10 protein-coding genes are annotated in these 12,273 nt (G+C 51.4%); 1 reads left to right on the top strand and 9 read right to left on the bottom strand.

What is annotated here, in order from left to right:
- Positions 1-79: 79 nt before the first annotated feature.
- Entirely contained in the window at positions 80-799 is a 720-nt protein-coding gene (locus E5355_RS10185) for an SGNH/GDSL hydrolase family protein (RefSeq protein ID WP_136010273.1), read from the bottom strand.
- Between the two features lie 22 nt (positions 800-821).
- On the opposite strand from E5355_RS10185, the gene E5355_RS19440 reads away from it, so the two are divergent.
- Complete coding sequence (locus E5355_RS19440; protein WP_168354316.1) at positions 822-1,163, top strand: hypothetical protein; 342 nt, start codon at positions 822-824, stop codon at positions 1,161-1,163.
- Here the strand turns inward: E5355_RS19440 and E5355_RS10180 are convergent.
- The 8 genes from E5355_RS10180 to E5355_RS10145 all read right to left on the bottom strand — a co-directional run bounded on the left by E5355_RS10180 (position 1,144) and on the right by E5355_RS10145 (position 12,233).
- Entirely contained in the window at positions 1,144-2,652 is a 1,509-nt protein-coding gene (locus E5355_RS10180; RefSeq protein WP_136010272.1) for an MBOAT family O-acyltransferase, read from the bottom strand. The two genes, E5355_RS19440 and E5355_RS10180, sit on opposite strands and share 20 nt — an antisense overlap.
- The gene (locus tag E5355_RS10175; RefSeq protein ID WP_246866924.1) at positions 2,639-3,547 is read right to left on the bottom strand and encodes an SGNH/GDSL hydrolase family protein; all 909 of its coding nucleotides are present in this window, start codon (positions 3,545-3,547) and stop codon (positions 2,639-2,641) included. The genes E5355_RS10180 and E5355_RS10175 overlap by 14 nt, the downstream gene beginning before the upstream one ends.
- Positions 3,534-4,907: an SGNH/GDSL hydrolase family protein gene (locus tag E5355_RS10170; RefSeq protein ID WP_136010270.1), complete on the bottom strand. Its 1,374-nt coding sequence runs from the start codon at positions 4,905-4,907 to the stop codon at positions 3,534-3,536. Before E5355_RS10170 ends, E5355_RS10175 begins: the two co-directional genes overlap by 14 nt.
- A 601-nt stretch (positions 4,908-5,508) precedes the next feature.
- Entirely contained in the window at positions 5,509-5,802 is a 294-nt protein-coding gene (locus E5355_RS10165) for a PG0541 family transporter-associated protein (RefSeq protein WP_136010269.1), read from the bottom strand.
- Positions 5,803-5,883: 81 nt separating this feature from the next.
- Positions 5,884-9,054: an efflux RND transporter permease subunit gene (locus tag E5355_RS10160; RefSeq protein WP_136010268.1), complete on the bottom strand. Its 3,171-nt coding sequence runs from the start codon at positions 9,052-9,054 to the stop codon at positions 5,884-5,886.
- A 98-nt stretch (positions 9,055-9,152) separates the two neighbouring features.
- Positions 9,153-10,169 carry an efflux RND transporter periplasmic adaptor subunit gene (locus E5355_RS10155; protein ID WP_136010267.1) on the bottom strand — a complete coding sequence of 339 codons (1,017 nt, stop codon included), beginning with the start codon at positions 10,167-10,169 and terminating at the stop codon, positions 9,153-9,155.
- Positions 10,170-10,184: 15 nt separating this feature from the next.
- On the bottom strand, positions 10,185-11,546 hold the full coding sequence (locus tag E5355_RS10150; protein ID WP_136010266.1) for a TolC family protein: 1,362 nt from the start codon (positions 11,544-11,546) through the stop codon (positions 10,185-10,187).
- A gap of 21 nt (positions 11,547-11,567) precedes the next feature.
- Positions 11,568-12,233, bottom strand: a complete 666-nt coding sequence (locus E5355_RS10145; protein WP_136010265.1) for a TetR/AcrR family transcriptional regulator — start codon at positions 12,231-12,233, stop codon at positions 11,568-11,570.
- Between the last annotated feature and the right edge of the window lie 40 nt (positions 12,234-12,273).

Here is a 12,273-nt window from a genome sequence, read left to right as displayed (position 1 = left end):
AAATTTAAACAGGCTCTAATACAAATCGGGATAATCAAAAATCGGGATAGAACAAGGATAACTCCCAATGGGCCTCTCCTTAGTTCTTGGCAGGCCAAGGAACAGAAGGCTCCAATATCGGGGAGACAGACTCCCAAACCTGGACATTGATAGACCGCATTCCTTGTACAGAAGGATGCCCCCATTGTTTATCAATGTCGTGCAAACGAATATTCTCGATGGCATAGTACCGGCAAATTTCATCCATGGAATCAGTTATCTCTTCGGATAATTCAGAATTGGTAATATTATAAATCCTGGCCGCAGGATAGAGCTGCTTGAGAGATGCAAGCAGATAGCAAAAGGCAGGGCGGAAGCTATACAAATCGGCTTTCATCCAACCATTATATTGGTATGTGCCAATGGGGACACCTGCCCAACTGTCATTGGTACCACCAAAAACAAAGATTATGTCGGGGACACCGAGGTTATGAATACGGGTGATAAAAGAACGGTCGGAGTAATCGGCTTTCCCGTAACCGGTATGACAGACGGTAGAACCGGAATAGGAATTGTTGCGTTCCAACTGAAAGCCGTGCTCATGGATGAAACGGTGCCACCAGGTCTCCTCCACCTTCGTCACATCATTTTCCTTCTTTTCGCCGGGAACTCCATACCAGCAGAGATTGGCGGCAGGAGAGACATGACCGTAAAAGGTGGAATAGGAATCACCAAGGATAGAAACTTTCTTCTGAGCAAACACCCCTGATACAAGGGCCAGGGAAAAAACAACCAGAAAAAACAAGGATTTGCAGTTCATAATAAATAGATTTTTATGTCGTATGCTGCAAAGTTATAAAGTTTGTCCCGGTTTGACGGCAGGGAGCCGTGCTTTTTTGCCATTGCCCGCTTATATGCCCCCACCTCTGCCACCGAATTCCCACAAGAAAGGAAATGCCGGATTGAGAGAGGGCGAGAGCACCTGGATGAGAGCAATCCCGACACGCGGACTGACCGTACCCGTAGGAAGTATCAATTACACCACCGACAGTTTCTATCTTACCTCCTTGCGGATAGAGAGAACAGCCATTAACTGCCACCGGACTCAGCTACCGGGAACCTTTCCGACAGCAGGCAGACTCCACAGCGACCGAGCAGTAATAATCAGAACTGGAAATAGATAAACGGCTGTATTTCCGAACTTTTCATCTGAATGACCAGATAGATTACAGCAAGCATCAGTAGCGCCTTTCCCAATAAGGGGAGGCGGACTACTGTTTTTGTGCAGGCACGTTCCCAACTGTCGGGCACAAAATGCAGAAAATATCCCAATGCCATCAATGCGAACACTTCCCAATAGCCTGCCACCAACTGCGGGAAGAGCTGCGGACGAAAAGTTGTGAATATCTGCTTCAGCATATCCATTGATGTGGAGAACTCCGCATTACGGAAGAATATCCAGCAGAAACAAACAAAATGGAAAGTGACAAGCACTCCGAAGAAGCGGCGGATGCCACGGCTCTCCGTCCCCTTCTTACGCCCGGTAAGCGTCATCCAGAACTTATGGGCTGCAAGCGCAACGCCGTGCATCATCCCCCAAAGGACAAAATTCCACGAAGCGCCATGCCACAAGCCACCCAGGAACATGGTAATGATGAGATTGACATATTGGCGGATTTTCCCCTTCCGGTTGCCACCCAAAGAGATATAAAGGTAATCGCGCAGCCAGCTGGAAAGCGAAATATGCCACCGCCTCCAGAATTCCGTAATGGAAGCGGACTTATAAGGAGAATCAAAGTTGATATTGAAATGGAAGCCCAGCAACAAGGCAATGCCGATAGCCATATCACTGTAACCGGAGAAGTCGCAATAAATCTGCAAGGCATAGCCATAGACCCCCATCAGATTCTCCACCCCCGAATAGAGAGTAGGATTATCAAAGATACGTTCTACAAAATTGACGCTGATATAGTCTGATATGACCGCTTTCTTGAAGAGTCCACTGACAATGAGGAAGATTCCACGCCCGAACATCTCCTTGGAGACAAACAGCGGACGGCGGATTTGCGGAATGAAATCGCGTGCACGCACGATAGGTCCTGCCACCAGCTGGGGAAAGAAAGAGACATAAAAAGCATAATCCAGCAAACTGGTCAGAGGCGTTATCTGGCGACGGTACACATCTATCGTGTAACTCAACGACTGGAAAGTGAAGAAAGAAATGCCCACAGGCAGGAATATGTCCAGCGGTTCAAAGAGTCCCCCTGTCAGCGAGGCAAGGAAAGTGCCCAGGAAGTTGGTGTACTTAAAATAACACAGCAAGCCCAGATTGATGCTCAGGCTGACCCCCACCCACGCCTTGCGCAGCAAAGGAACCGGTTCGCGGACCATCAGCCGGGCAATAAAGAAATCGCAAACGGTGACAAGCCCCAACAGGAAAAAGTAAGTGCCGCTACTCTTGTAATAGAAGTAGTAGGAAAACAGAGTGACAAACAGCAGACGTGCCGTAGCGCGATGCTGCAACACCAGATAGACCAGCATGAAGGCGGCAAACAACCAAAGAAAGATACCGCTACTGAAAATCATCGGTGCCTGAGGGTCGTATATGAACACACTGCGCAACCGCTCCGGGTCTATGTTAAGCGTAGAAAACAATCCGTCAATATTCCACATAATCATTATAGGCTTTTAATAAGGCTTGAAAAAGCAACTCGCCCTGCAGGCGATATCCTTCGGGCATATAGTGTACATGGTCGGGGCGCATCAGTCCTGCTTCCTGCCAATTGAGGCAGGCACGGCGCATGCCGCCCAATATTCCGTACATGTCCCACACGGCCAACCCGTTCTCATCGGCATACCTGAGAATTTCCTGCACAGCGACGGCAGTACGCGGGTTCAACTTATACGTCCGCTTCCGTCTGCGCTGGCGGAAACTTTCGTACGAGCCGGGAGGCGTGGTCATCAGCATCGGCACACCGGGCATGCGGTCGCGAAGCATACGCACGAGATCGTCCATCTGGCGGCGGTGCAGCAAGGCGTTGTAGCGCCGATTGTGACTCTCGTTTGTCCCGAACGAAAGAATCAGCAGGTCAGGATGCAAGGCAGCAATCTCTTCCACGCGGTCGGGGCGGGTGAAGGTAACACAGAACGCACCGTTGATACCCACGTCCGTAGAGGTCAGCGCACCGAAAACCCGTTGCATCAGTTCGCCCGCAGTGCGGGGAAAGATATGCCCGCGGATATGGCTGTCGCCCACATGGACGATGCGCACCGTATCGGCAGAGGCGCCGAGGCGCAGCAGGCGAAGTTTCTCCCAAAAGGCATTGAGCACACCGATGCTGTCCGTCAGGCAATTTTCGCGCACTTCCCGGAAGGCAGGCGGAAGGGTGACAAGCGGCACCGGCACCGTGTCCGTGCGTTGCCTGCAGGTGAGAAGCGTATCGCAATCCGCCGCCGCAAGCTGCGGACAAAGCGTTTCCGGAACCTTGTCCTGCGCTCCCAAGGGGGCTCCCGTCAACCCCAAGAACAGAAACAAGAGGCAAAAGCGCCATATCCTACTCTTCTTCATAAGCCCTCCTCCTGTCATACTGTTCTTTACCGTAAACCAGTGCTTCATACAGCAGTCCGGCCAAGTGCTTTCCTCCGCGGAAGTTGATGTGCGTATAATCGTAATTGGCCATCGAAGGCTTGGCATGTACCATCTCTGCCATACTTCCTTCTCCTCCCATTGCTTCGAACATATTCCAGAAAGCCACAGCCTCATCCGCAGCCAGATTCTGCTGATAGCGCACCAGATTCTTGATGCCCGGCATGGTGCGCAGGCTACCGTCCTCGGTCTTATAGTCGCGGTCTCCCACACTGACCACCAGTATGCCTGCTTGCGGGAAAGCCTCTTTCAAATGCTGCAGCGTGGTCTGCATGCCTGCGATGTAGCGGTCGTAATTACTCCCCCGTTTGGTAGCCACGTTCAGGCCATATTGCAGAATTATCAGGTCGTAGGGACGCTGCCGGTTGAACTCGCACATCATCCACACGGGCACGGAACGCAAAGTCAGTCCGGAGCTGCCGCGCAACGAGAAATTGTCCAGCGATATGCCTGCCGTATCGTCCAGGGCAAGCCCGTAGAACAGTGTGGAATCGGCCTTTTCCACTTGCCATCGGACGGAACCGATGTTACCGTCGACCTCCATTTCCTGCAAATCGCCCACCGGATGGAAGGAACGCGTGACAACCTCGCCCCGGTTCACCTGCACGGAGAGGGTTGTTTCGCCCCGGTTATAGAAGAAGATGCTGGCACGTCGGCAGGTGTCGAGCCTTGAGGCATAAGCAGTCTGCCCGCGCAGTTCCACGTAGGCACCGGCACGGGGTACGAAGTAATGACCCGAAACGCCCTGCTTGCTACGGTCGAAAAAGACAGAATCCATGATGGAATGGCTGCTCCACCCGCTGAAGGAGTGGCGCACTGTGGGACGGTATCCGCTGGTCATGGAGGTGATGGTGACGAAGCCCACACCGCAACCACCGTATTTCTGTTGCAGCTTTTCCCGCAGGTCGGCCGTCAGGATGTCGGCTTCGATGAATGAGTCGCCGAAGTAGGCTATACGCACATGGCGGGGACGCTTGGCAAGGTCGTCCAAGGCGCGGTAGAATGCAGTCATGCCCCGCAGGGTAGAGTCGCTGTAGTCCTCGATACAAGTCATGCCCGTACGGCAGGTATCCACGAACGCGGGTTTCACCTCAGGCGGAGGAGGAAGCAGACTGTCTGCATCGTGCAGCGCTTCGACAGGAGGACGCACATCCCCCAGTATGTCTACGCGCCGCAGCACACGACCACGCCACGTCAATCCCGGCAACCCGTTCATCAACAGCAATAAGCCCGTCACAATGAACACAAACAATCCCGTATGTCGCAATACACTTTTCTCCATGCTCCATGCACTTATCTTTTACGTGCCCGCAAAGATAGAGAATTCATACGGGGGATTGCTATATTCCAATTATAAAAATAATCATAAGCCACGGCTTTTTCATTTACGGGAGTCGGAGGGGTTTATCGGGAGTTAAAAGCCGATAGCACAGCTATACATCAGCAGAGCGATCGGCTCTTAACGAACTACTTAGCCCGAAGGGCGATAACTCTTTGAAATGAAAAGCCGTGCCATGAGGTTCTTGGGTCTCTTGTCCTCTCCCGGTCACACTCCTATGAGAGAGTGGTACAGATATGATAACGAAGTATACACAGTCCGGTCAACAGTTTGCTTCATCCTAAAGAAAAAGTTTATCTTCACAGTCAAGATGTATATCTTAAGGCTGAATATATATATCTTAACTGTGAAGATGTACATCTTCACAGTTAAGATAAACTTTCTCCTTAGGCCGAAACAGACTTGGTATGTGAGAGAGACAATCCGACAAGTATAGAGAGAGCTTCTCACAACAAGTGTCTGAGGCCTGAGAATGCAACTACCCCTGCCACACACATCGTTGCGGCAGGGGTAGTTCAGTATTCGGATATGATGTACTCTCTTGTCAGATAGTCTTCTCCACGTTCCATACAAAGGCTCGAAGCCCCAGCTGTTCCGTTTCCCGGTCCATCTTATGAAGTGCTTCGAGCAGAGGGTCTACCTTGGCATCGTCCACCATTGTGATGATGGCAGAGCACATGCTGGGCCAGGCATGGCTGCCGTAGTGCGGCTCGCCGGTCTTGCTGCCACGTCCCTGCACCTGCTGCCAATAGCTGAAGCCGCGGCAGTTCTGGCGGTCGAGCAGTGCCATGATGCGCTCGTAGAAAGCTTGGTCGAATGTGATAAATACGGATTTCATTGTTTGTTTCTTCTATAAGTTATAAAAAGCATCTCCGCGCCCGCCCTCCCGCACCGGGGAAGGAAGGACGCGAAGACAGGATTATTGTTTGCGGGGTTTCGTCATCTTCTCCTTATGCGTGAGGTAATACTCGTTCAACTCACGGTCTTTCTTTATCTTGCGGCGTGCACGCTTGATTCCGGTACCGGCAAACGAGCAGTAGAGCACGGGCACAAGAATCAATGTCAGGACGGTAGATACCGTCAGACCACCGATAACCGCCACACCTAGCGGACGCCACATCTCGGCACCTTCACCCTGGCCCACGGCCATCGGCACCATACCGAGAACGGTAGTGAGCGTCGTCATCAATACCGGACGCAGACGGCTGCGGCCTGCCGTAACCACCGAGTGGAGCACAGCCATGCCGCGCTCGCGACAGAGCGTGATATAGTCTATCAGCACGATACCGTTCTTCACCACGATACCAATCAGCATGATGCCTCCCAACAGGCTCATCACATTCAGGTTGGTGCCCGTAAAGAAGAGCGCCATGAGCACACCGCTGAAAGCGAACGGAATGGAGAACATGATGATGAACGGATAGGTCAGCGACTCGAACTGCGCCGCCATCACGATGAACACCAGAATGACGATGAGCACCGCCAGCGTACCCAAGTCCATGAACGACTCCTGCTGGTCTTCGTACGAACCGGAAATCTGGATGGAAACGCCACTCGGAAGGTCCATCTTGTCGATAATGGCATTCCCTTCCGCCACCACGTCGCCCAACGGAGCACCGGAGATGATGGCCGATACGGTAACAATGCGCTCGCGGTCCTTACGCTCGATGGTAGGAGGTGCGGAACGTTCCACCACTTTGCCCAGGTCTTTTACACGGACAGCCTTTCCGGCAGGGGTATAGATAAGGATGTTCTCCAGGTCCTCGATCTTAGTACGGAATTCGGGAGCGTAGCGCACACGGATGTCGTACTCGTCACCGTCCTCGCGGTAGTAGGAAGCCAAGGCACCGTTCACGCGGTTGCGCAGGTAACCCGATGCCGTAGAGAGATTCAGCCCGTGCAGGGCAAGCTTCTCGCGGTCGAAGTCCACCTGGTATTCGGGCTGGTAGTCCTGACGGCTGATGTTCACCTCGCTCACACCCTTCACGTTGAGAAGTTTCTCCTTCAGTTCGGCCGACACGCGGTCTGTAGCCGTGAAGTCATATCCATAAACCTCGAAATCGGCACTTGCCTGGGCACTCATGCCGCCCGTGCTTCCGCCCATGATGACTTGTGCCTTGTCCAGTTCGGGATAGCCTTTGAGGTCTTGGCGCATTTCATCGCACACGGCCTCCAGCGTGACATCACGGTTGCCCACGCTCACCAAGCTGATATTGAAACTGATAATGTGGCTGCCGTTGTCCTGCATCGAAGCAAAGGTATTGTCCGAGTCGGCCTGGCCTACGGTGTAGTTGCACACTTTCAGCACGCCTTCATAGCGCTTCATCCACAAATCGGTCAGTTCCGAAGCCAATGCCTGCGCACGCTCCACGCGGGCCCCGATAGGCAGCTGCAGCTTCACGGCAATACGCGCGTTGTCTGCCGCCGGGAAGAACTCGGAACCAATGTACTTGGCGCACATCAGACTGAGGGCAAACAAGCCGGCACAGGCCACCACAATGGTCTTACGATGGCGCACAGCCCAGTTCAAACGATTCTGATACCATACATCGAGGGCATCCAACGCAAACTGGATGGGTTTATAGAAAGCGATGAACCACTTGCTTTGCTTCTTCTGCAAACGCAGGAGCTGCGAACACATCATCGGAGTGAATGACAAAGCCGATATGGTGGAAACGGTCATAATGACGCACATCATCCAGCCCAACTGGCGGAACAACACGCCCGACATACCGCTTACCATCGTCAGCGGGAAGAATACGGCAATCATCGTCAGCGTAGAGGCAATAACCGAAATGGCCACCTCGTTCGTGGCATGCACCGCCGCCTGCTTCGGCTCGGAGCCGCGCTCGATGTGGGTGGTGACGTTTTCGAGCACTACAATGGCGTCGTCCACCACATTACCAATGGCAATGGAAAGACACGAAAGCGAAATGATATTGAGCGAACCGCCGTCGATGATGCCCAAGTAGATGAACGAGGCCACCAAAGACATCGGAATGGTGATGCAGATGATGACCGTGGCACGCCAACGGCCCAGAAAGACGAACACCACCAGGATAACGAACAGCATGGCGTAAATGATGGTTTCCTCCAAACTGGAAATCGTATTCAGGATGTTGTCCGACGTATTGACGATGATGCCCAGCTTCACGTCGCTCGGTAAAGACTTCTGCAACTGCGGCAGCATGTCGATTACCTTCTGCGAGATGGCTACAGAGTTGGCACCCGACTGCTTCTGCACCACAATCATGGCACCCTGCACACCGTTGCTGTAGGTCTTCTGCGCACGTTCTTCCACAGAGTCCACCACCCTTGCCACATCGCGCAGATAAACGGAAGCCCCGTTGTGGGTACCCACTACGATGTTCTCCATCTCTTTCGGGTCTTTGAACTCACCTTCCACACGTAGCGAATAGGTGTTGCTACCCACATCGAACGTACCGCCCGGTGTGTTGCGGTTCTCACCACTGATGACGGAGCTGATGGTTTCTACCGAGAGGTCGTAGGCATCCAGTTTATTGGGGTCGCAATAAACATTGATTTCGCGCTTGGGCGCACCCGAGATGGATACCGTACCCACACCCGGCACACGCGCCAAAGGATTGGCAACGTTGTCATCCAGTATCTTGTAAAGTGCCGGCTGGCTCTCTTCCGCCTGCACGGAGAGCAGGAGGATGGGAATCATGTCCGTACTGAACTTGAAGATGATGGGCGTTTCCACCTCATCGGGCAGCATGGAGCTGACCATGTCCAGCTTGTCGCGCACATCGTTCGTCAGTACATCAATGTCGTAGCCATACTCAAACTCCAGCGTAATCACAGAGATATTCTCCGACGAACGCGAAGTGATATGTTTCAGATTGCTGACAGAATTCAGCGTATTCTCCAACGGACGGGTCACGTTGTTCTCAATGTCCGACGCACTGGCGCCCGCATACGAGGTCATTACCATAATGGTATTGGTCTCGATATCCGGATAGAGGTCTACCGGTAACTTCGACAAAGAGAACAGACCAAATATCGCCACTGCCAGGAAGCAGAGCGAGGTCATAATCGGTTTCTTAACCGCTCCTTCGTATAAACTCATTTTTTCTATTTGATAATTGATAGTTGATAACTGATAGTCAAGAATTGGCAGGCCACTGATAATGGCAATAAGGACAATGCCGCATCATCCGTTCTTGATTATTTTTCTACTTCTACTTCCACTCCGTCGGCAAGTTTGGACTGTCCGGCAATGACTACCTGAGAGTTGTTGTCCACACCGGAAATCAACTCGTATTCAGTATCCATGCGACGACCCAGTTCCACTTTATTATAAGATACCTTACCATCCTTGTAGACATATACATAGCGGTCGCCAGAACCGGCACGCTTCACAATGGCAAGGTCGGGCACCACAACATGGTCTTGCGTACCGAAGTTGAGCGTAGCACGGGCAAACATACCCGGACGCACGCGCCGGTCACGATTGGCAAGCTGCACCTCTACGGGGAACGTACGTGTGGCGGAATCAATCGTCGGATACACCAGACTTACCTTGCCTTCAAACTCTTCATCACCATAGACATCTATTTTTACCGTGACAGAAGCTCCTTTCGCAACCTTCGTAAAGTAACCTTCGGAAACGTTGATAAGCAACTTCACGGGAGTAATCTGCTCTACCACAAGGACAGGTTCGCCACCACCGTACATGTCACCGTTGTCATAATTGCGCGCTGTCACCACACCGTTAATGGGGCTTAGCAAGGCGGTGTTCTCCAACAAGTTCTTGTAAGAGGTTTCGCGTATATCGAGGTTCATCTTGGCGGCATCCCATTCCGACTTGGAGGCTCCGCCCACCTTGTAAAGCTCGTCCACACGGCTGAACTCAATCCGCTGGTTGTCCAACTGGAATTTAACCTGCTTCAGACTGGCGGCATCCATGCTGACAAGCTTTTGTCCCTTTGCCACACGGTCGCCTACTTCGACAAAAATGCGGTCTATGCGCACCGGTGAAGAGGGAGCGATGTTATTCTTCACTTCAGCCTCTACGGTAGCCGTATATTCCTGAATCTGGTCTACCGGACGGGAGGTCACACCCGCCAGTTTCACTTTCGGTTTCTCGTCCACTTTCTCTGCTGCAACTTTTTCGCCGCCTCCGCTACATGCGCCCAGCATGACTACAGACAGCAGGGCAACTAATTGAAAACTTTTTTTCATATCGTCGTTCTTATTTTATTTCTGATTTTTAATGATATAGTCTCTACCCAACACCTGGTCAAGATCGGCCTTCGCTACCAGATAATCGTATATGGACTGGTTGTAAGTGAGTTCCGCCTCGGTGAGCTGTACCTGCGAGGAATTCAGCTCGAGCACGGTTCCCTTGCCCACCTCGTAACGCTTGCTGGCAATCTGAACCGCCTTTTCGGCCTGCATCACATTCTCCTTGTTGCTGGACACCTGCTCCGAACTGGCTGCCATATTGTCTTGATAGCTCGTTATCTGCATATTCAGCTTGCGTTCCGTATCAATGCGGTTCTGCTCCAACTGACGCATCTGGATGCGATTCGTTTTCAGCTTCGTGAAGTTGCTTGCCTTATATAAAGGAATGCTCAGATTGAATACCAGTGAGGAACTGCTTCCATAATTATAGTTGAAGAGATTCCAGGTGTCATTATTCATAGACTGGTATTGATAAGAATATCCCAAGCCTAAGGTCGGCATGAAGTTGGCACGCAGCGATTTGATGTTCTTCTGAAGCATCAGGCGGTTCAGTTCCAGCTGCTTCATGGTAGAGTTGTTTGCCAAACCCTCATGAACCGTGTTGTCCAGCTGATTGGCAAACACCACGCCTTCATAAGCAGCCAGACTATCGTCAATATCAATATCCACATCAGCGGTAATACCCATCAGCACCTTCAGTTGCAATTTGGAAAGCGTCACGGCATTGCCTGCAGAAACAAGACTCGGTTTCACGCTGCGCATCTGCACCTCAGCAGTAATTTTGTCAAACTCACTGACAGCACCTTGCTGATATTTGGCGTTGACGATATTAAAATTGTCTTCCGCCAGTTTATAACTATTTTGCAACACCTCATACGAGTCTTGCGCCAGCATCAGCTGATAGTAGGCTTTGGTCACCTGATTTACCAGATCTTGCTTGGAAGCCCGCGACTTCTCCACCGCCAGCTCAATGTCCGTCTTGGTCATCGACATGGCGCGATATACCGTCGGGGCAAACAGAGGCAGACTGATGTTCAACGCTCCGGTGACTGTATTCGCCTTGTCTTTACCCATTTTCACAGTCTGGTCTCCGATACTGAACTGCGGTGCCGTGATGGTATGGCTCATACTGCCTGAAACACTCGCTTCGGGCAACAAGTTCTGCCACGTTTCCTTATGGGCCACTTTCTTCAGCGCAATCTCTTCTTGAGCCACTTTAATGATGGGATTGTCGCTCAGGGCTATTTCCAAAGCCCGGTCAAGGTTCAGGGTCAGTGTCTCTTTGGCTTCCTGTGCCCGCAGGGCATGGCCCACAGACAACATTATCGCCGCCAGCAACAACATTTTGCCAACCCGAATTTTCTGCATCTTCATAAATAATTGGTTTATTTTTGTTTATTGTTTCTTCTCTTCTTCAACAGAGAGTTGCCTTTTACGATAGTCATGGATAAATATCTCGAGCTCAGCCGCTCCTTTTTCCGTAGAAATGCCTCGTAAGAAGGTGAACATGATTGATTCATACACTTCGAGGAAAGAGTACCTGTCGCAAAGGTCGGTTTCCATCAGCACGTCCAACTGCTTGCGCACCAGCAAGCCTATGATGGCAAAGTTCACATCGTCGCGGAAAATGCCCTGCGACACACCTTGTTTGAAGAAGTTGATGGCATCTTCGTGATTCCGGTTATTGTCGCATTTCAGCAGTTCGCATGCCTTGGGATACTTCTTGATGTCTTCAAAGAAGCTTTTGTTTGTAGCATGGAATTTCTCAATGCCGCGCAGATAGAGTTTCAGCAACACTTCCAGCACATTTTCTGATTTCTTGATGATTTCGACGACAAATGCATCCGTCTCCCGCTGCTCTCTCAGAATACATGCTTCCAACAGAGTTTCCTTGTCGGAAAACACTTCGTACAACGTACGTTTGGAGATTCCCAAAGAAGCGGCTATTTCATCCATCGTAACGCACTTGATTCCCGATGCGGAAAATAATTCTGCGGCAACGCTAATGATTCGCTCTCTCAATTCAGACCGCGAAGTGGCATGTTTGATGTGTTCGCCCATTTCTTCCTTTCTTTAAAATTCCTTGAATTAATGCTTTTCC

The sequence above is a fragment of the Bacteroides muris (ex Afrizal et al. 2022) genome (assembly GCF_004793475.1).
GTDB classification, from domain to species: domain Bacteria; phylum Bacteroidota; class Bacteroidia; order Bacteroidales; family Bacteroidaceae; genus Bacteroides; species Bacteroides muris.
This window is presented reverse-complemented; position numbering and strand designations above follow the sequence as displayed.